A 19,936-nucleotide genomic window follows, 5' to 3' on the forward strand; every position below is an offset into this window, starting at 1 on the left:
TCAGCGCTTGCGCCACAGCCGAGCAGGCAGCAGCGAGAGCGGGTTGATCGCCGCCCGGATGCGCTGCCACCTGGTGCGCGATCCGGAGACCGACGAGCGAAGTGTCCCGACCTGCTCCCAGAACGCAGCCACCTCGGCATCGTCCGGTCCGGCCTCGCCGAACATGGTGTTGTCGGTGAGCAGCGCCAGCCCCGGCGCACCGTCCATGCCCGGCGAGGTGGCCAGCACCGAGGCCTGCTCGCGCCGGGTCGCCCCGACGGGCACCCCGACCCCGAAGTCGCGGGCATGGTCGATGGTCTCTCGCCAGCCACCGGAGAGTCGGGCCACCGGGGTGCCGCGTGTGCGCCGGCGATGCCGGCGCCAGACCTTGGCGCCGATGATCGCCCCGCACACGGCCGCGATGAGCAGCAGCGGGATACCGACGTACGTGAAGACGGCGATCAGCCATCCCGGCAGCGTGAACCCGTCGGGACGCGAGTTGGCCTTCTGGTTCACCGACTCGTCCAGCGGGTCGCCGGAGGTCGCGGGCGGACGCACCGGTGCGGGCGGCGGGACGACCTTGCCGGTGACGAGCTCCTCGGGCTGAGGGGCGTTCTGCTCGGGCGGCTTCTCGGTGTTCATGAACTCGGACCAGTCCAGGGTCGCCCAGGATCCGTCCGACATCCGCAGCTCGACCCAGGCGTGCATGTCCTTGCCCTGCACGACGCCGTCGGAGCCGACGACGGCGCCCAGGACCACCCGGGCGGGCACGCCGACCTGGTTGGCCAGGACGGCCATCAGCGCGGCGTACTGCTCGTCGTTGCCGGCGAGCTGGCCGCCCTTGGCGGTGAAGTCGGCGAGCCGGCGCAGCGAGTGGCCGGCCGGGTACTGCTGGTTGGGCGGCTCGCCGTCGGTGTAGGTGCCCTCCTCCTTGAGCTTCTCGGCCACCGCCAGCGCGTTGGTGATCGGGGAGTCGCCACCACCGGCGTACTCGGCCGCGAGCGCCTGGAACTGGGCCGCCTCGTCGCCGATCGGGGACCCGCCGGACCACACCTCGCTCTTCTTGGTCACGTTCTCGTCGGAGACCGAGGCGGTGAAGGAGTAGGAGTCGCCGGGCTTCAGCGCGGTCGGCAGGACGCCGGTCGAGGTGGCCAGGTTGTAGCGGAACGAGTCGGAGTCGGGGCCGTCGAAGGAGATGTGGGTGAGTGCGGTCGGCAGCGGCACCCAGACGCCGCCGAAGTCCTCGCCGATCGTGATCGTGCCGCGCACCTGCTTGCCGTCGGCGAGCGGGTTGCGCAGCGTCGAGCTGATCTTCTGGAAGGTGTCGTCGGGGCCCTCGGTCTCGCCGGAGTCGTTGGCGGCGCGCCAGACGGTGCCGTCGTACGAATCCATCGCGGCGACCCGGACGCGCGTCCCCTCGGGCAGACCCGAGACGGTGAACAGCTCCTTCTCGTAGAGCCGGCGGTCGTCCTCCGGGGTCTGGTAGCCCTTGGTGTAGACCCGGAAGCCGGCCAGGGGCGAGGGGTACTGCCCGACGTTGAAGGGCGGCTCGATCTCGCCGCGCAGCACCGTGCGCTCGGGCGCGAGGCCCGGCAGCAGCGGTCCGCCGAGGAAGGCCAGGCCGGCCGCGCCGAGGCACAGGGCGGCCCCGATCGCGGTGCGCGAGAGCCGACGGCCACCACCGGCGGCGAGGGCACGGGCCCGCATGCCGCGGATGCAGAGCCAGGTGATCGCGATCGCCCCGAAGAGCGCGCCGAGCAGGGCGGTCTTGGACGGGTCCTGCACGCCGAGCAGGATCACCCCGGCCATCAGCGCGAACGCGACGAGCACCGGCGGCAGCGCCGCCTTGACCCGCACCGCGAGCGCGAAGCCGACACAGCCGGCGACCAGGCCGAGGATGTAGGGGATGGTCAGCAGCGCCCCGCCGTCGACCGGCGGGAGCGTGGTCAGCAGCCGCTTCCAGCCGTGCACGGAGTTGTCGGCGAGGGTGCCGATCGTGTCGGGGACCGGGAGGAAGGAGAGATCGCCGATCCCGTGCAGCGCGACCGCGCCGCCGAGCACGAAGAAGGCGGCGAGAAGGCCCACCGCCAGCACGACGACCGGCTGGCCACGGCCGACGAAGGCGATGAGGATGCCGAGCAGGAGCCCCGCGACACCGGCGATCAGGTAGGTCCAACCGGCGTAGGTGTCGTCGAAGCCGAGGAAGGCGATGGTGCCGAGGAGGAACAGGAGCAGGGCATCGACCGCATGGTGCTTGGTCATCCGGACAGCCCCTTCGACAGCACGATCGGCAGCTGGTCCAGGTCGGGCAGGGTGATCACCGGCAGGTCGGCGACGGCCTTGAACCCCGCGCGCTGGCTCGAGTCGACACGTACGGCGACCGTGGTGGCATCGACGGAGAACTGCCCGGCCGCACGCTGGAGGGTCACGAACTCCGGGTAGCGCCCGGTCACCAGCATCACCAGCGACGCGTCCGGCGCCTGCCGGGCGGCCTCGGCGGTGATCTCGATCAGGTTGCTCGGCTGCGGGGTCGCCCGTGAGCAGGCGTCGAGGGCCGTACGCCCTCCCCCGCTCGCCGCGGTGGCCCGCACCATCAGCACGTCGCCGGTCGCGAACGAGACGTCGAACTCGTCGAGGATCCCGCGACGCAGCAGCGAGCCCGCGATCGACATCGCGGTCTCGTACTCCTCCTCGCTGTCGTAGGACATCGGCGAGGAGTCGACGATGACGACGATGTGGGAGCGGCGGGTGTCCAGGAACTGGCGCACCAGGAGCTGGCCGTGGCGCGCCGAGGAGCGCCAGTGGATGTGGCGGAGGTCGTCGCCCGGGACGTACTCGCGCAGGGCGTGGAAGGCGAGGTCGCTCATCGAGGTGTTCTGCGCCGTGGAGCCCTCGAGGTCACGGACCAGGCCGACCCCGAAGGGCTCGAGGTGGGTGGTGCGTGGGTGGACGAAGACCTCGGTGCGGTCGGTCCACTCCTGCACCCGCCGGAAGAGTCCGAGCGGGTCGCCACGCACGGTCCGGACCGGGCCGACGTCGATCACGCCGCGACGCTGGGTCGGCACCACGAAGAGCTCGGTGTGCTCGGCGCCGGGGAGCAGCATCGGCAGGTCGTACGTCACCCCACCTGCTCCGATCGGGAACTCCAGGCTCGTGGAGACGAGCGGGCCGCGCGCCTCGTTGCGGGCGCGCAGCTCGCCGGTGAGCGCCTGGCCGACCGCGACGCGCGGCGGCTCGACCACGGTGGCCACCGCGAGCCGGGTGCGGCCGATCATGAAGAAGGCCGCGCCGATCACGAGGAACAGCGCCGCCATCGCGACCACGGCCGCCTCGATCCAGCCGAGGGCGGTCGCGGCGACCCAGGCCAGCGCGCCGAGCAGCAGCACGCCCCAGCCGATCGACGTCACCGTGCCGAACCACGGACGGACCCGGTCGGCGACGAACGAGTAGACCGAACCGGCCCCGGAGACTACCGGGGCTGATCGTTTCCGCAGGTCAGCAACGAGGTTGCGGACACTGAGCCTGCTCATCTCAGGCGACACGCTCGGTGGGAGCCGGGACCGAGGTGAGCAGGTCGCCGATGACGTCCTCGACCGTGACGCCGTTGAACATGGCCTCGGGGTCGAGGATCAGGCGGTGGCAGAGCACCGGCTCGGCGAGCGCCTTGACGTCGTCGGGCAGCACCTGCGAGCGGCCCTCGGCGAGCGCCCAGACCTTGGCGGTGCGCACCAGGGCGAGGCAGCCACGCATGGAGGCGCCGAGGCGTACGTGCTTGTGGCGACGCGACTCGTCGATCAGGGCGGAGACGTAGGCGACGATCGCCGGGTCGATGTAGACTTGGTCGGCCATCTCGGCCATCTGGGTGACCGTCGGGGCGGTGATGATCGGGGTGACCAGGGTGGCGCGGTCGCGGACCGAGGAGTTCATCAGCAGCTCGACGGTGGCGTTCTGGTCGGGGTAGCCGACCGACGTCTTCATCAGGAATCGGTCCAGCTGCGCCTCGGGCAGCCGGTACGTCCCGGCCTGCTCGATCGGGTTCTGGGTCGCGATCACCATGAACGGGCGGCCGACCTCGCGGGTGGCGCCGTCGACGGTGACCCGGCCCTCCTCCATGACCTCGAGCAGGGCGCTCTGGGTCTTCGGGGAGGCCCGGTTGATCTCGTCGGCCAGCACGATCGAGTGGAAGATCGGGCCCGGGTGGAACTCGAAGGCGCCCTTGCCCTGGTCGTAGACGGTCACACCGGTGACGTCGGACGGGAGGAGGTCGGGGGTGAACTGGATGCGCGCGTGCGAGCCCTGGACCGTGTTGGCCAGGGCGCGGGCGAGCTGGGTCTTCCCGGTCCCGGGGTAGTCCTCGAGGAGGAGGTGGCCCTCGGAGAGGAGCGCGGTCAGCACCAGGCGGATCACGTTGCGCTTGCCCAGCACCGCCTTCTCGACGTTGTCGGCAAGCTTCTCGAAGGTCTCGTGGAACCAGCGCGCTTGCTCGTGCGTGACGGTCATTTCTTGTCTCCTACCACGTAACGTTCTTCGAAAGAGTGGGTCGCCCGTTGGTCGTGCAGGTCACCCGGAACGGGGTGTTGGCGCCGACCCAGCCGCGGCCGCTGCCAGAGCCCTTGCCGTTGCTCCCGATGGTGACGTTCCACCGCGAGGTGGTGGCGTTGGTGCTGCACTCCCAGGTCTTGCCCGGGAAGGCGAGGTCGGTGATGGTCGAGCCGACGTACCAGCACGTGCCACCACAGGCCACGTCCGGCTCGGGGCAGGCGGCGCCGGAGCACTCGCCGGCCTTGTTCACCTCGAGGATCGGGTCCGGCGGCGGGTCGGTCCGCACCGTGACGGAGTCGGACTTGCTCGCTCGGGGCGAGTCGCTGATGGTCACGGTGTAGGTGTAGGACGTGTTCCACTCGGGTGCGGTGTCCGTGCCCGACCGGCTGCCCGCCCCGGTGCCGGTGGTGAACTGCTCCACCTGGGTGCCGCCACGCTTGACCGTGACGGTCGCGGCCTTGCCGTTGGGGTCGTAGCTGACCCGCCAGTTGACCTTGTTGCCGTCGACGCTCGCCGAGATCGACGGCGTGCCCAGCGGACCGTAGGTGGTCACGTTCTTCGACGTCGCGGGACCGCAGGAGTCGCCAGCGCCGGTGCCGCCGGAGGAGTCGTTGCAGGCCCGCAGCTGCACCTGGGTCGAGTTGCCGTTGGTGAAGCCGGTGATCGTCTTGGTCTGCTGACCCGCGCCCTCGGACGGGTAGGTCCAGCTGCCGCAGGAGGAGCCGTTGCGCACGCACTCGACCCGGTTGGTCTTGCCGTGCGAGGCCCGCGGCGTGAAGACGATCTCGGCGGTGCCGTTGGCCCCGGTCGGGGTGGCGCTCGCGAAGGAGACCGCGTCGGGGGTCGCCGCCGCCTCGACCTTGCCGCCGGCGGAGTAGCTGGAGACGTGCGCCTCCGGTGAACCGCCCGAGGTGGTCTCGCGCGGCGAGGTCGCCTCCGCGTTGCGTGCCCTGACGGCGTAGGTGTAGATCGTGCCGTCGTTGGCGACGTCGTCGCGACAGCTGGTCTCCGTCACCCAGGAGCAGACGATCTTCTCGCCGGTGCCGCCGGTGCGGCGTACCTCGTAGGTGACCGGGGCGGGGCCGTTGGCCGCGACCGGGCTCCACGAGACCGTCACCGCCTTGCCGGAGTTGTTGGCCGTGTTGGCCCAGTCGAAGGTCGGGGTCGCCGGGGTGTCCGGCTTGCCGGCACCCATCCCCTCGACCGTCGCGGTCGGACCCTTGTTGGTCTTGACGCCCTTGTCGTTGAGCGGCACGACCGTGAACTGCACGGGGTCACCGTTGGAGCTGACCGCCGCCGGATAGGTGGTCTGACCTGCGGAGATGTCCTTGATGCCGCCGCCGGGCCAGCTGATCCGGTATTTCTGCACGTCGGAGCAGTCGCACGGGGCCGGCTTCTCCCAGCTCAGCTCGACCTTGTGGTCGCGCTGCCGGGTGACGCGGAGGTTCTGCACCGGACCGGTGTAGGCGTCGGGCTCACCCTCGGCCGAGTTGCTCCACTCACGGCTCGGGCCGACGGAGTTCACCGCGCGGACGCGGAAGTCGTAGACGACGCCGTTCTTCAGCCCGGTGATCCGGCACGAGGTCGACGGGCAGTCCTGGACGTGGTCGCCGTTGGCCTCCACCTCGTAGCGCTGGATCGGGTCGTCGCCGTTGTCCTTGGGTGCGTTCCACGACAGCGCGACCACGTTCGAGAGGAAGTCGGAGGTCGTACGCAGCCCCGTCGGCGCACCGGGGACGTCGATGACGTCCACCTCGATGACGCCGGTGGCCTTCACCCGCTTGGAGTCCTTGCCGGAGTCGCTGACCTCGATCGCGTAGCGATAGTGGCCGTGCCCCTCCTCGGGGGTGTTGAAGGTGATCTTCGAGCCGCTGGCCTTGCCCATGTCGGGCGAGTCTCCGTCGACCGGGTCGAGCTTGGTGACCACGATCTCCTGCGACTCCGACGGCACCGGCGTCTGCAGATAGCTGGCCATGTCGATCGCGACCGTCTTCCCGGCCTCGGTCTGCAGCGGCTTGATCGGCGAGAGCGACGGCGCGGGCAGCGCGATGACGGTCACCAGGAGCTGGCCGGTCGCGTCGGTACCCTCGACCCTGATCTCCAGGGCACCCTGGGCACCGGCGTCGGCGTGCTCGGCGGTGAGCCGCAGGCCGCCGTCCTCCGGCTTGACCTCGACGCCGTCGAGCCCGTCGCCGACCTCGGCGGTGAAGTCGAGGTCGTCGGCGTCGCCCGGGTCGGCGGTCCAGACGTGGCAGATGGCGGCGATGTCGACCAGCGCGCCGTTGCCGCTCTCCGGGACCTCGACGGGGGTGCTCGGACAGTTGATCTCCGGCTCCTCCTTGCCGATCTGGACCGGCAGGGAGATCACCGAGAGATGGGCGTCCGCGGAGGTGATCTTCTCGCGGTCGGCGACCTCGAAGGTCAGCGTCGCGGGGCCCTTGGTCTCGCCGGCGGTGACCTTCACGGTCGTCGCGGTGGTGTCACCGGTGTTGAGCATGCCCTCGGGCGCGGCCACGATCTTGTCGGTCGTGGTCAGCACGACCGGGTCGCCCTCGGGGTCCTCGACGTAGTCGGTGATGTCGACGTTCTTCGTCTCGCCCGGGTTCAGCTGGAGCTCGGAGCCCGGCTTCAGGTAAGGGGCGTCCTTGGGGCGGGCGGGGACGTAGATCGAGCCGACCGCCTGGGCGCCGTCGGGGTCGGTGACCCGGTAGGTCCACACCCGGGTGGTGTCACCGACCGGCAGGGTCACCTTGCCGTCGTCGATCTTCGGCTTCGCCTCGTCCTCGCCGACCGAGGGACCCTTGACCGCGTCGACGGTGAGGTCCTCGAGCGCGTCGTCGATGTCGGTCACCTTGGTCATCACGTCGACGGTCGTGGTCGCCGAGTCGCCCTCCGGGTGGGCGACCACGATCCCCGCCATCGGCGGGTTGTCGTAGCCCTCCTGGTAGCGGATCGCGAGCTCGCCGGTGTCCTCGTGGAGGCCGGTGGTGGCGCGGTAGGGGATGTGCTGGAACGGCTCCTCGGCGCCACCCTGGACCGTGACGATCCCGTCGGAGCGCTGCTTGACGTTAGAGCCCTCCGCCGCGTCGGTCGAGGCGAGGTGCAGCTCCGTCCCCGGCGTACGCAGGTCGTTGGAGAGCACGTCGTAGGTCAGCTTCTTGGCGGGGTCGAGCGTGACCAGGTCGTCGACGGCGACCGGCCGCTGCGGCGCCCCAGGCGCGACCACGGCGACCCGCACCGTGCCGGTCGCGACGGCGCCGAACGGGTCGCTGACCTCGTACGTGAACTCGTCGGTGCCGGCCGCGTTGGGGAAGGCCTGGTAGGTGATCGTGTTGGCGCCGTGGGCCAGGACCCGGCCGAAGGACGGCGCGCTGTTGATCCTGGTCACCGAGACCGAGTCGCCGTCGGGGTCGGTGCCGACCGTCGGCAGCCGCAGGGTGACCTCGTCACCCTGGACCACCCGCGACTCCAGCGCTTTCGGCGCGGGCGCGGAGTTGTCGGCCTTCTTCTTCGGCAGCGGCTTGATGTGGATGCGGATGTTGCCCGAGGAGTGCTCCGCGGAGGGGTCGCCGGTGTTCTGCACGACGTAGCGGACGTCGACGTCGACCGGCCCCTTCACGTCGTCGGGGGCGACGTAGCGGACCCGGTTGCCGTCGATGTAGGCCTCGCCGACCGTCGGCTGTCCCAGCACCTGCAGCTGGCCCTTGGTCTCGATGGTCTGGTCGACCACCAGGCCGACCGGGTCGCCCGAGGGCGTCGAGTCGTTGTCGAGGACCGGGATGGAGACGGAGTCGGCGGCCCTCACCGTGGCCTCGTCGTCGACCGCCTCGGGGGCGTTCGCGGCGCCGCGCAGCGCCGGTCGCTGGCTCACCGTGACCGACCCCTCGGCCTCGGCCGCGCCGTTGCTGATCGTGTAGCGGATCGCCTGGGTGGACGGGTCGATGTCGGGCTTGGACGCCTGGATACGCAGCCAGCGGCCGTCGAGCACCGCGACCGTCAGGTCGCTGTCGCCGACCGGCTCGGCGTGGGTCACGGCGAGGAGCCGGCCCCGGGAGTCGTAGTCGTTGGCGAGGACGTCGAGCGTGCGGGTCGAGGTGCCGAGCACGGCGGTCGTGTCGGGTGTCGCGATCGGCTCGTCGGCCGCCTGAGCGGCAGGCTTGACGTCGACGCGGATCTTCGCCGAGGCGGGCTTCGCCGCCCCGAACCCGGCGTTGTAGCTGAGCTGGTAGGTGCCCGGCGAGCTGCCGCGGGCCCGCACCACACCGGTCTCCCGGTCGGTGCTCACCTCGAGGCCGCCCTTCGGCGGGACGTCACCGGCGAGGGTGAGCGTCGCGTCGAGGTTGGACGGGTCGGCACCGGGGATGTCGTTGTCGAGCGGGCGGATCGTCACCCAGGAGCCCTGGGTGCCCTCGGCGACGTCGTCCTTCGGCTCCGGGGAGGCGGTGGTGGCCCCGGCGACGATGTTGATGCGTACCTTGTCCTTGGACGGCTTGCCGCCGGTGCTGACCTGATAGCCGAGGCTCTCGTTGCCGCTGGCGTCCGTGGCCGCGGTGTAGCGCAGCAGGCCGTCCGGGGTCACGCTCGCCTTGCCCTTGGACGCGGTCGGGGACTGTGCGGTGATCGGGTCGCCGTAGCGCTCGTCGCGCCAGTCGCCGACCACCGGGATCTCCACGGTGCCGCCGGCGGCGACGGTGTAGTCGGTCGGCGTGTAGTGCTCGCGCAGGGTCGGCTTGCCGGTGCCGCCGGAGCCCTCGATGGAGAGCTCGACGCTGGCGTCGTCCTGGCCGGCCTTGCCCTTGACCCCGTCGTCGACGGTGTATTTGAAGCTGGTCTTCTTCCCCTCGGCCGACTCCGGGGTGGTGACCAGGATCGACTGCCGGTCGGGGGCGATCGTGGCCTCGACGCCTTTGACGGAGGCCTCGCCGACCGAGACCACGCTCAGGATCGAGTCCTTGGCCGAGGAGTCGTTGTCGAGGACGTGCAGCACCGTGGTGCGTCCGGCCCGGGCGCCGAGCTGGTCGTCCTTGGCCTTCGGGGCCTGGGCGGCCTTGGTCTGCTGCTGTTGCTTGTCCTTCTTCTGGTTCTGCTTCTGGGTCTGCGGCTGGAACGCCTCCCAGTTGGAGATCTTCTTGATGTCGGCGCCGTCGATCTCCCAGACATCGCCGTTGCGCAGGTCGTTGAGCACCAGCTGGCCGCGGTTGACCCGGAACTCCAGCTCGGCGGCCGGGCCGAGCGTCGGGATCTCACCGAGGATCGGCTCGCCTTCGCCGCACTGGGTCACCACCGAGCCGGTCGAGCCGTTGGCCCAGGCACCGAAGACGCAGTCGCGCAGCCGCACCGGGGCCGCGGGGTCGCCGGCCGACTCGGCGATACGGCGGATCTCGCCGTTGCGCAGGTTGACGGCCTTGAGACCCTCCCCGTCGCCGACGAGGACCTCTTTGGCCTTGACGGAGGGCTGCTGGAGCACCGCGCTCTCCGCGGTGTCGCCGAAGTCCGCCGCCACGTCGGAGCCCTTGGAGGCACCGAGCAGCCAGCCGACGCCGTCGAGGGTGATCACCTGGTCGCCGACGACGGTCGCCGAGGTCGGGGTCTCCGCGTACTCGGGAGCCTTCGGGAGCTTGGTCTCCTCGGGGTCCGCGAACCGGTCGCCGTCGGGCGCGAAGGCGGTCAGCGTGCGCTTGCCGGCGGAGACGGCGTACGCGGTCCCGTCGGTGCCGACGGTGAGGACCGTGTCCGCGCCGACCGTCTCGGTGGGCTTCGTGGAGGCGGAGAGGTCGGAGAGGTCGCCGACGCCGGTGGTCGGGTCGACCGAGGTCAACCAGACCTTGCCGGTCTTCTGCTCGGCGACGCCGATGGTGTTTCCGCCCATCACCACGCGGCTGTCCTTCACGGTCACCGCGTCGTCGTCGAGACCCTCGGCGAGCTTGGTGTTGACCGGCGTGATCGTGCGGGCGTCGCGGTCGACGGAGGCCACCGCGATGCCGTTCTGCACGACGTCGAGACCGGCGCGCTCGGACCTGGACCCGGCCTCGTTGCCGGCCCAGACGACGCCGTCGAGCTGGGCGACGGGACGGTTCTGCCGGCCCAGGGTGCCCCAGGACTGGTTGGTCACCCAGATGCCGCCGTCGTCGAGATCGGCCTTGTGCACGGGGTAACCCGTCGACTGGATCGCGTAGACGGTCAAACCGCCCGCAACCACGGCAAGAGCGGCCCAGGACGCGATGGAGGTCCGATGACGTCGCATCCAACCGGGCGCCATCCCGAAACGTGCCACCAAGACTCTCCCCAAGTCCTTCCGTGCAAATGGCCAGCCGACACATGGGCCGGGCTTACTCTAAGCGGGCGTCGGGATTGAAGCCACACGAATGAGCCAAACGTGGCACACGGCTCAGTGAACACGCTCACGGATACCGTACGTGATGTTCTAAAGTGTCCGCTTCCAGCGTCACTATTTCCCATCCTGACCGGGATGTCCGATAAAAGGAAACCGCATGACCGCATACCCAGCCCTGCGTGCCGCGGGGGCGACTGATGTCGGCCGGGTCCGCGAAGTGAACGAGGACTCGTTCGTCATGCTGCCCGCGGTGGCTGTCGTCGCCGACGGGATGGGCGGTCATGCCAGTGGCGACGTCGCCAGCGCGCTTGCGGTGGAGACGTTCCAGAGCCGCTTCGCGACCATCTGCCCGGTTCCCGAGGACATCGTCGACGCCGTGCACGCCGCCAACTCCGCGATCACCTCGGAGGCGGCACGCAACTCCGACAAGCAGGGCATGGGCACGACCCTGACCGGGGTCGCGCTGGTCGAGTCCGAGGGCGCGCCCCACTGGCTGGTCTTCAACGTCGGCGACTCTCGTGTCTACCGACTCTCGCCCGCGGGCGTCAGCCAGGTCACCATCGACCACTCGGAGGTCGCGGTCATGGTCGAGGCCGGCATGATCACCGCCGCCGAGGCCCGCGTCCACCCGCTGCGCAACGTCATCACCCGATCGCTCGGCACCCGCCCGGGGCCCGAGCCGGACACCTGGCTGATGGCCGTCGCACCCGACGACATGTTCCTGCTCTGCTCCGACGGCCTCACCGGCGAGCTCGAGGACCACGAGATCCACGAGATCGTGTCGCGGACCCTCGGAGTGGGCGGAAGCATCGACAACCTGGCTCAAAGGCTGGTGGACGCTGCGGTCGCTTCGGGTGGGCGCGACAATGTCACCGTGGTACTCGTGACACCCCCGCCCTCGCTCTTCGCCGCCCCTGCGGACACCGACGTGTCGACGTCGGCCTCCACCCGATCTGAAGCGGACGTCTCGGCGCATCATGAGTGACACCGCCACCTACTGTGCTGGGCACTGGCTGGCGTTGAGGGGCGACCGGTGCTGGGCGCTGGTCCAGCTCGGGCCGGGGGACCCACGGGTCGCCGGCGTGCAGGCCGCACTGACCGACCCCCACCCGGTCGACGCGATCGCCGGACTGCTCTCCGCCGACGGGCCGCGAGCCCCCGGCTTCGCCCTGGTCGGACGCGAGGGTCCGCGGGTGCGCTACGCCGTGCGCTCGCCAGCCAAGGTGACCGCCGTCGTCAACGAGGTGCCGGTCTTCATCGACGGCATCGACGTCGTCGGCAAGTGGGCCGACGGCCACTTCGCCGCCGTTCCGGAGCGGGCCGAGCTCGCCAACGGCGCCTGGGGCGGGATGGAGGAGGACCAGCCGCTGGTCGACACCGCGCACGCCCGCTCGCTCGACGTCGTCTTCGACCCCGACTACTACGTCCAGGTGCAGCAGCAGGTCGACTCGAGCATGGCGCCGCCGCTGGACCACACCATCCGGCGCTCGGACCTGGCTGCCGCTCCGCCGCCCGCGGCGCCCCCGTCGGCGATGCCGGGCGTCCCGTCGTTCCAGAGTCCTTCCCCGGCCCCGGTCCCACCGCCGCCCGTGGCACCCTCCCAGCCTGCGCCCGAGTCGAAGAAGGGCATCATCGACGGGCTTCCGTGGCGCAAGAAGGGTGCCAAGAAGCCCGACCCGAACGCGTGGGGTCCGCCGGACCGGCAGGCGTCGCCGCCGCCCGCGATGCCCCCCTCGAGGCCGCCTGTGGCGCCTCCGCCGCCGATGCCTGCGCCGGCACCCGCTCCTGCCCCGGTCCCGCCCGCCGACATGGCCACCCGGGTCCGCGACGTCGCGACGCCGACGCCGGTGCCGCCCGCGGGTGGACCGACGGTGTGGGCGGTCTACTGCCCGCAGGGCCACGCGTCACCGCCCTACTCCCCGACCTGCCGGATCTGCCGGATGACGCTGCCTCCGCACCAGCAGCCGGTCTCGGTCCCGCGCCCCGCGCTGGGCCAGCTCAAGCTGGGCGACGGCCGGGTCGTCGTCCTGGACCGGGGCGCGGTCTTCGGGCGGTCGCCGCGCGCGGATGCCGGCGGCAACACGGGGGCTGGTGGCGTACCTCCGCATCTGGTGAAGGTGATGCTGCCCGACATCAGCCGGCTGCACACGGAGGTGCGGCTGGAGGAGTGGCAGGTCCTCGTACGCGACCTCGGCTCCGCCAACGGGTCCTACCTGACCCTGCCCGGCGGGCGTCCTCAGCAGATGCGGCCGATGGAGGAGTACGCGCTGGAGCCCGGCGCCGTGGTCAGCCTCGCCGGTTCGATCAACCTGACCTATGAGGTTCTCGGGTGACGCAGACACCACACCCCGAGCTCGGCCCCGAGCTCCCGGGGATGACCTGCCTGGGCCGGCTCGGCTCGGGCGGCTTCGCCGACGTCTATCTCTACGAGCGCCACCACCCGAAGGTCCGGGTCGCGGTGAAGCTGATGCGCTCCTCCGACCTCGCCGAGGCGCAGCGGGCGCAGTTCGCCGCGGAGGCGGCGGTCATGGCCGAGCTGGCGGAGCATCCGTTCATCGTGCCGGTGCACAGCGCCGGCGAGACGCCGGACGGCCGCCCCTACCTGGTGATGGGCTACTACCCCAACGCCGACCTCGGTGCCCGCGTACGCAACAACCCGATGAAGGTGCAGGACGCGCTGCGCTTCGGGATCCAGATGGCGTCGGCCGTCGAGACCGCCCACCGCGCCGGGATCATCCACCGCGACATCAAGCCGTCCAACATCCTGCTCTCCCGCTACGACGTTCCGGGCCTGGCCGACTTCGGCATCGCCGGGCGTCCGCGCGACGACGAGGGCGACATCGGCGTCTCGCTGCCGTGGTCACCGCCCGAGGTGCTCACCTCGGCGTCCAACGGCTCGGTCGCCTCCGACGTCTACTCGCTGGCCGCGACCGTCTGGCACCTGCTCGTCGGGCGCTCGCCGTTCGCGGAGCGGGGCAACAACTCCGACCGCGCGGTCTTCTCCCGGATCCTGCACACACCTCCCCCGGCCACGGGCCGGCCCGACGTACCTCCGTCGCTGGACCGGGTGCTGCAGCAGGCGATGGCGAAGGACCCGGCCTACCGGCCGCGGACCGCCCTCGACCTGGCCCGCCACTTCCAGCGCATCGAGCAGGAGCTCCGGCTGGGCCGCACCGAGGTGCAGGTCCTCGACCGCGACGCCGGCGGCACCGGGTCGATCCCGGTCGTCCCGATGGTGCCGGCCTCACGCGGCGAGGGACCGACCACAGGCTCCGGCCGAGCCCATCTGCCGTCCCCGCCTGCCGACCCGGAGCTGGAGAAGGCCACCGAGCTCAAGCCGCCCTCCCAGGTCATCGCGCAGGCACCGATCACCCAGCCCCCGGCGTCCCTGGCGTCGGCACCGGTGGCGGATCCGGGCTCGGCCTCCGCCGAACGCACCCGGTTCAGCTATCCACGTGCGGAGGAGGGGCCCTCCGTCCTCACCGGCGCACGCCCGACCGAGACCCGTAGCAAGACCCCCGCGATCATCGGCGTCGTCGTCCTCTTCCTCATCGCCGCCGTCATCGGCATCATGCTCTCCCGCGGCGGCGAGGACGAGAAGCCCGACGAGGTCCCGCCCCCGCCCGTCGAGACCGACCTTCCCGGTGTCACCGGCCCCGCCGCCCCCGGCAAGGTCAAGGGCACCCTTGAGGGCAACCGTGCCGTCTTCACCTGGTCCGGTGTCCCCGGGGCGACCGGCTACAAGTGGGTCGGCGACAACTCCACGAGTGGCAGCGTGAGCCGCCCCAAGGCGGTCGTACGCCTCGACGGGGCCACCAAGGTCTGCATCCAGGTCCGCTCCCTCGGCGAGAACGGCAACGTCTCCCAGGGCGCCGCCCAGGCGTGCGTCAGCAAGTAGCCGACGCACCGCCCTGAGCCGGCTTCAGAGCCCCTGCCAGTCCGGCTTCCCGGCGTAGACCTCGCGGTAGTAGTCGCGGCGTACGAGGCGGGAGGCGGCGGCCTCGTCCAGGAGGACGGAGACGTGGCCGTGGAGCTGGAGGACCGAGGCCGGGCAGGTGGCCGAGACCGGGCCCTCGACCGCGGCGGCGACCGCCTCGGCCTTGCCCTCACCGGTGGCCAGGAGCAGCAGGTGGCCGGCTCGGGTGATGGTGCCGAGCCCCTGGGTGAGCACGTGGTGCGGCACCGCGTCGGGCGAGCCGAAGAAGCGCGCGTTGTCCTTCCGCGTCCGGGCCGTGAGCGTCTTGATCCGGGTCAGCGAGGCCAGCGACGAGCCGGGCTCGTTGAAGGCCAGATGGCCGTCGGAGCCGATGCCGAGGATCTGCACCTCGATCCCGCCGGCCGCCACGATCGCCGCCTCGTAGCGCTCCCCCGCCGTCGGCAGCGTCTCCTCGGCCGGGTCGGGGCCGTGGACCCGCTCGGGCGGGATGCCGATCGCGTCGGTGAACTCTCGCCGGATGGTCGCCAGATAGGACTGCTCGTGGCCGTCGGGCAGGCCGACGTACTCGTCCAGGTTGAACGTCTGCACGCCCTCGTAGGACGGCCCCTTCCCTGACCGGGCACGCCGGATGAGCTCCTCGTACGTCGCCAGCGGTGTCGAGCCGGTGGCCAGGCCGAGCACTGCGGGAGTGCCGGCGGCCGCCCGGCGGCGTACGACGTCTTCGATGGTGTCCGCGGCGAGGGAGGCCACCTCGGCGGCGGAGTCGAGGACAACTACTTCCATGTCAGTCCTTCGTCGGGGTGATCGTCGGTGTGATCGCCGGGGTGATCGTCGACGTGATCGCCGGGGTGATCGGGGTGATCAGAGCGGCGCCGATGGCGGCGACGGGGGCGGCCGAGACCACCCGCAGGCGCGAGGCGAGCTCGAGGGAGGCGAGGAACGGTGAGCTCTCGGCCTGCCTGGTGAGCGCGACCGCGACCGCCTCACGCAGCGGCTCGCCGACGGACGCGACGCCTCCGCCGATGACGACGCGTTCGGGGTCGACGGCGAGGGCGAGGGCGCGTACGGCGGCGGCGACGCCGTTGGCGAACCGGTCCCGGACCTCGACGGCTGCCGGGTCACCCGCGGCCGCTGCGGCGAAGAGCGCCGCGGCGGGGTGCCCGGAGGCCGTCGGCCAGGCGGCCGCGAGCGCGGCACCCGAGGCGACCAGCTCGAGGCAGCCACGCTGCCCGCACCCGCACACCGGGCCCTCCGGGTCGACCGGAAGGTGTCCGACCTCGCCGGCGGCGCCGTGGAAGCCGCGGCGGAGCGCGCCGCTGAGGTAGAGACCGGCCGCCAGGCCGGTGCCGAGCGAGAGGTAGACCAGGTCGTCGACGTCCTCGACGGCGTGCGCGCCGAGGGTGGCCGCGTTGGTGTCGTTCTCGAGCGTGACGATCGCTCCCGTCCGCTCGCCGAGGAGCGCCGCGAGCGGGAAGGCGTCGCCGTCCAGACCCAGGTTGACCGCATGCTTCACGGTGCCTGCGCGGGTGTCGACGATGCCCGGGATGCCGACCCCGATCGAGCTGATCTCGCCGCCTTCGAGCGCTTCACGCAGGCTCGCGACCACCGAGGCCGCGCTCTTCACGACGCCCTCGGCGCCGAGCGTGGTGGCGGCGCGGTCCTCGGCCAGCACCGCCCCGTCCGGACCGATCGCGATGCCGTGGATCTTGGTGCCTCCGATGTCGAGGCCGACCCGTGCGCCGTTCACCGGCGGTGTCCTGAGCCGGTCGTCGGGTTCCAGCCCGCTCGTCGAAGCACCTCGGTCACGGCCGCCACACCGGGCAACGAGTAGCCCTGCGGGCACAGTCGTGGCACCCCCGGATCGTCGTACGCCCCGGGCCACCCCCACTCCACCAGCACCGCCGCACCCCGGAGCTCGGCGACGGTCCGGCCGACCTCGGGACGCCGGTGGGCGTCACGTACCTGCACGATGAGGGGTGCGTCGGGGAGATCCGGGAGCGGGTCACCGGGCCGGATGATGACGTCCGGGGGCAGTCCCCACGGCACGTCGCCCACGGCGATGTTGGCCTCGGTGTCGACCGTCACCACCCGGGCTCCGGTCAGGTCCGGGAGAGCGGTGAGGTCGCTGGCCGCGGCGAGCGCCCGCCGGGCACCCTCGACCGAGCGCTCCTCGAACCGCGGGTCGAGCGCGCCGTCGGGCCGCGGCTGCGCCGAAGCGAGGCCGGTGAGCAGCCGGTCGATGCGCGCGACCGCGTCCTGGAGCCGCGCCAGCGGGAGGTCGCCGGACTCGACCGCGGCCACGATCGCGGCGGTCGTCTCGTGCACGAGCGAGGTGGGCTTCTCGGGGCCGAGGAGGAGCAGGTCGGCGCCGGCCTCGAGCGAGAGCACGGCCGCCGCTGGGATCCCGCGGGGCTCCGAGGCACCGGCCATGTCGAGGGCGTCGGAGACGATCAGCCCCTCGTAGCCGAGCTCGCGCAGCAGCCCCAGCACCGGCGCCGAGAGCGTGCCGGGAAGCTCCGGGTCCAGCGCCGGAACCATGATGTGGGAGGTCATCACCGAGGCCGCTCCGGCCTCGGCGGCCGCTAGGAACGGGACCAGCTCACGCTCACGCAGGGTCTCCATCGTGGCGTCGAGGACGGGAAGGTCGACGTGGCTGTCCTGCCCCGTGTCGCCGTGGCCGGGGAAGTGCTTGACGCACGCGGCGACCCCGGTCGACTCCAGGCCCTTCACCCACGCCGCCACGTGCTTGGCCGCGACACCGGCGTCGCGGGAGAACGACCGGGTCGCGATCACCGGGTTGTCGGGGTTGGAGTTCACGTCGGCGACGGGAGCGAGATCGAGGTTGATGCCAGCCCTGGCCAGCCGCATCCCGATGTCGCGGCCGGTCTCCTCGGTCAGCGCCAGGTCGTCGGCCGCGCCGAGGGCCGCGGCGCCGAGCACCGAGGACCCGGTCAGCGCCTCCAGCCGGGTGACGTCGCCGCCTTCCTCGTCGATGGTGATCACCGGGGTCCAGCCACCCTCGGCGGAGGCGGACCGGATCTCGGCCGCGAGGCTGCGTACGGACTCCTCGCCGGCCGCGGTGTTGGTGCCGAACAGGCAGATCCCGCCCAGTCCGTCGCGGAGCAGCTCGGCGTAGTCGGCGGGCAGCGTCGGCCCGGCGAAGGCCGGCACCTGGACGCGCAGCGCCAGCGTCTCGAGGGGAAGCTCAAGCATCACGACACCCCCAGCTCACCGGCGAGGACGAGCACCGCGGCGCCCACGATGACGACGTCCTCGCCGAGCGTCGAGGTACGGAACTCCAGCGGCTCGCCGCTGACCGGCATCGTCCGCTCGCGGATGATCCGGTCGGCGGTCTCGCGCAGCGTCCCGTCGAGAAGATCGGCCGGTCCGGAGAGGACCAGCTCGTGAAGGTTGAGCGTTCCGACCACAGGCGCCAATGCCTTTCCAAGGTGTTCTCCGGCTTCCACGAGCGCATCGTCGTGGGCCGTTTCCAGACGTTCCCGCAGGCGCGGCACCGCCAGGAAGGTCTCCAGGCAGCCGGTGCGGCCGCACGCGCACAGCGGGCCGTCGGGGTCGACGGTCACGTGCCCGACCTCACCGGCCGCGTCGACGAAGCCGTGGAGCAGCGCCCCCTCGAGCACGAGCCCCGCACCCACACCGGTGCCGACCCGGACGAGCATCAGGCCGCCGTCGCCGGACTGCCCGAAGGTGTACTCCCCCAGCACTGCGGTGTTGGCGTCGTTGGCGACGTACGTCGGCCGGCCGGTCTCGCGGCGCACCTGCTCGGCCAGGGCGACATCGGTCCAGCCGAGGTTGGGTGCGGCGATGACCGTGCCGTCGGCCGAGACGACACCGGGGCTGCCGATCCCGATGCCCAGGATGGGCCGGTCGGTGCTCGCGATCAGCTCGGTGACCAGCTCCTTCACCAGACGGACCGCGTCGCTTCCGGTGCGCCCCTCGCGACACCGGGTGGTGTGGCGGATGACGTCGCCGGTCAGGTTGAGCACGGCTCCGGCGACCTGGTCGTCGCCGGAGACGTCGACGGCCACGATGTGCGTGGAGTCGGCGGCGAGCCCGACCAGCATCGGCGGCTTTCCGACCCGGCTCTCGACCGGCGCCCCGAGCTCCTCGACCAGCCCGTCCTCGAGCAGGCTGCCGACCAGATCGGAGACCGTCGCGCGGGTCAGGCCGGAGGCCCGAGCCAGGTCGGCACGGCTTGCGGGACCCACCGCGAACAGGTGCTGGAGCACCAGAGAACGGTGATGGCGCCGCGCATCCTCCTGCAGCAATTTTCCGATCGGCCGCAACGTACGCCGTCTCGCCTTGGACATGTTTGTTAGTCCATCGTACTTATTAATGATGCGTCAAGTCGACACGTCGAAATTGCCCAGCCCGCGGGCAGAAAACGGCACATCGTCGTCAGACGATGGCCGCGAGCTGCGCACGGGTCGGGATGTACGGCTGGATCCGAAGAACCATGTGGGCCTCCTCGGGGGTGCGATTGCCCTTGCGGCCGTTGCACCTGCCGCATGCCGCCACGGTGTTCATCCACGTCCATCTCCCGCCGCGTGACTGTGGCAGCAGGTGGTCGATGGTGCGGGCATGGCCGCCACAATAGGCGCAACGATGCTGGTCGCGCTTGAGCACTCCCTCGCGGGAGTAGCCGGCCGGGCGGTACATCCAGTGCATGGCGATGTAGCGGACCAGCCGCACCGCCTTGGGCCATGGATGCGGCCCGATCATCTTGTCGCCCTGTTGCTCGTGAACGACCGCCACCTCACGGAACAGCATCCGCACGGCGTGCTTGAAAGAGACCCTCCCGAGCGGCTCGAAGGAGGCGTTATACAGGGTCACGGCGCCCATGGTCGTGGTCATACTCGGTTACCTCCCAGGAGAGTCGGATAGAGATCGCTTGCAGATCGGGTGGAAACGCCGGGCCGAAACAAAAAGGGCCGCCCCGACGAGACAGAGATGTCTCGCAGGAGCGGCCCGGAGTGATCCGGTGCAGCTATGCACCCAGGTCACTGTCGGCTCCCGCGGGCATGAGGGTCGCGCTCGTGCGCAGCGGTCAGCGACCAGGCCGCCGGGGCGGTGGTCGAGTGCTGCGTGCTCATGCGTGGGCCCTTCAAAGGTCAGGTGTCTTG

At 71.3% G+C, this 19,936-nt stretch carries 12 protein-coding genes; 3 read left to right on the forward strand and 9 right to left on the reverse strand.

Annotated features, from left to right (window positions below; translation table 11 throughout):
- Genes ACWZJV_RS11790 through ACWZJV_RS11805 form a run of 4 tightly spaced genes read right to left on the reverse strand, consistent with a single transcriptional unit; the run spans position 1 to position 10,705 of the window.
- The gene (locus ACWZJV_RS11790) at positions 1 to 2,241 is read right to left on the reverse strand and encodes a DUF3488 and transglutaminase-like domain-containing protein (protein WP_457181567.1); all 2,241 of its coding nucleotides are present in this window, start codon (positions 2,239 to 2,241) and stop codon (positions 1 to 3) included.
- Positions 2,238 to 3,509, reverse strand: coding sequence for a DUF58 domain-containing protein (locus ACWZJV_RS11795; protein ID WP_196872558.1), 1,272 nt, complete (start codon positions 3,507 to 3,509; stop codon positions 2,238 to 2,240). Before ACWZJV_RS11795 ends, ACWZJV_RS11790 begins: the two co-directional genes overlap by 4 nt.
- A 1-nt stretch (position 3,510) precedes the next feature.
- Complete coding sequence (locus tag ACWZJV_RS11800) at positions 3,511 to 4,479, reverse strand: AAA family ATPase (protein ID WP_008354581.1); 969 nt, start codon at positions 4,477 to 4,479, stop codon at positions 3,511 to 3,513.
- Between the two features lie 10 nt (positions 4,480 to 4,489).
- Positions 4,490 to 10,705 carry an Ig-like domain-containing protein gene (locus tag ACWZJV_RS11805; protein WP_457181568.1) on the reverse strand — a complete coding sequence of 2,072 codons (6,216 nt, stop codon included), beginning with the start codon at positions 10,703 to 10,705 and terminating at the stop codon, positions 4,490 to 4,492.
- 307 nt (positions 10,706 to 11,012) lie between these two features.
- Between ACWZJV_RS11805 and ACWZJV_RS11810 the strand changes: the two genes are divergently transcribed.
- Genes ACWZJV_RS11810 through ACWZJV_RS11820 form a run of 3 tightly spaced genes read left to right on the forward strand, consistent with a single transcriptional unit; the run spans position 11,013 to position 14,753 of the window.
- Positions 11,013 to 11,840: a PP2C family protein-serine/threonine phosphatase gene (locus tag ACWZJV_RS11810; protein WP_457181569.1), complete on the forward strand. Its 828-nt coding sequence runs from the start codon at positions 11,013 to 11,015 to the stop codon at positions 11,838 to 11,840.
- Positions 11,833 to 13,188 (forward strand): FHA domain-containing protein, encoded by a 1,356-nt coding sequence (locus ACWZJV_RS11815; protein ID WP_457181570.1) that lies wholly within the window; start codon positions 11,833 to 11,835, stop codon positions 13,186 to 13,188. Before ACWZJV_RS11810 ends, ACWZJV_RS11815 begins: the two co-directional genes overlap by 8 nt.
- On the forward strand, positions 13,185 to 14,753 hold the full coding sequence (locus ACWZJV_RS11820) for a serine/threonine-protein kinase (RefSeq protein WP_196872555.1): 1,569 nt from the start codon (positions 13,185 to 13,187) through the stop codon (positions 14,751 to 14,753). The genes ACWZJV_RS11815 and ACWZJV_RS11820 overlap by 4 nt, the downstream gene beginning before the upstream one ends.
- A gap of 24 nt (positions 14,754 to 14,777) precedes the next feature.
- On the opposite strand, the gene nagB is transcribed toward ACWZJV_RS11820, so the two are convergent.
- From nagB to ACWZJV_RS11845, 5 genes are all read right to left on the reverse strand, one after another.
- Positions 14,778 to 15,575, reverse strand: coding sequence for a glucosamine-6-phosphate deaminase (gene nagB, locus ACWZJV_RS11825; protein ID WP_457181571.1), 798 nt, complete (start codon positions 15,573 to 15,575; stop codon positions 14,778 to 14,780).
- 1 nt (position 15,576) lies between these two features.
- On the reverse strand, positions 15,577 to 16,539 hold the full coding sequence (locus tag ACWZJV_RS11830) for an ROK family protein (protein ID WP_457181572.1): 963 nt from the start codon (positions 16,537 to 16,539) through the stop codon (positions 15,577 to 15,579).
- On the reverse strand, positions 16,536 to 18,005 hold the full coding sequence (locus ACWZJV_RS11835; protein WP_457181573.1) for a glycoside hydrolase family 3 N-terminal domain-containing protein: 1,470 nt from the start codon (positions 18,003 to 18,005) through the stop codon (positions 16,536 to 16,538). Before ACWZJV_RS11835 ends, ACWZJV_RS11830 begins: the two co-directional genes overlap by 4 nt.
- Positions 18,005 to 19,123 carry an ROK family transcriptional regulator gene (locus ACWZJV_RS11840; protein WP_008354598.1) on the reverse strand — a complete coding sequence of 373 codons (1,119 nt, stop codon included), beginning with the start codon at positions 19,121 to 19,123 and terminating at the stop codon, positions 18,005 to 18,007. The genes ACWZJV_RS11835 and ACWZJV_RS11840 overlap by 1 nt, the downstream gene beginning before the upstream one ends.
- Positions 19,124 to 19,211: 88 nt before the next feature.
- Complete coding sequence (locus ACWZJV_RS11845) at positions 19,212 to 19,667, reverse strand: HNH endonuclease (protein WP_231380134.1); 456 nt, start codon at positions 19,665 to 19,667, stop codon at positions 19,212 to 19,214.
- Positions 19,668 to 19,936: the final 269 nt, after the last annotated feature.

Source organism: Nocardioides sp. WG-D5 (assembly GCF_054031175.1).

Excerpts from the sequence above, each read along its gene's own strand:
- ACWZJV_RS11790 (WP_457181567.1), bottom strand. The coding sequence starts at position 2,241 with ATGACCAAGCACCATGCGGTCGATGCCCTGCTCCTGTTCCTCCTCGGC.
- ACWZJV_RS11795 (WP_196872558.1), bottom strand. The coding sequence starts at position 3,509 with ATGAGCAGGCTCAGTGTCCGCAACCTCGTTGCTGACCTGCGGAAACGA.
- ACWZJV_RS11800 (WP_008354581.1), bottom strand. The coding sequence starts at position 4,479 with ATGACCGTCACGCACGAGCAAGCGCGCTGGTTCCACGAGACCTTCGAG.
- ACWZJV_RS11810 (WP_457181569.1), top strand. The coding sequence starts at position 11,013 with ATGACCGCATACCCAGCCCTGCGTGCCGCGGGGGCGACTGATGTCGGC.
- ACWZJV_RS11815 (WP_457181570.1), top strand. The coding sequence starts at position 11,833 with ATGAGTGACACCGCCACCTACTGTGCTGGGCACTGGCTGGCGTTGAGG.
- nagB (WP_457181571.1), bottom strand. The coding sequence starts at position 15,575 with ATGGAAGTAGTTGTCCTCGACTCCGCCGCCGAGGTGGCCTCCCTCGCC.
- ACWZJV_RS11835 (WP_457181573.1), bottom strand. The coding sequence starts at position 18,005 with ATGCTTGAGCTTCCCCTCGAGACGCTGGCGCTGCGCGTCCAGGTGCCG.
- ACWZJV_RS11840 (WP_008354598.1), bottom strand. The coding sequence starts at position 19,123 with ATGTCCAAGGCGAGACGGCGTACGTTGCGGCCGATCGGAAAATTGCTG.
- ACWZJV_RS11845 (WP_231380134.1), bottom strand. The coding sequence starts at position 19,667 with ATGACCACGACCATGGGCGCCGTGACCCTGTATAACGCCTCCTTCGAG.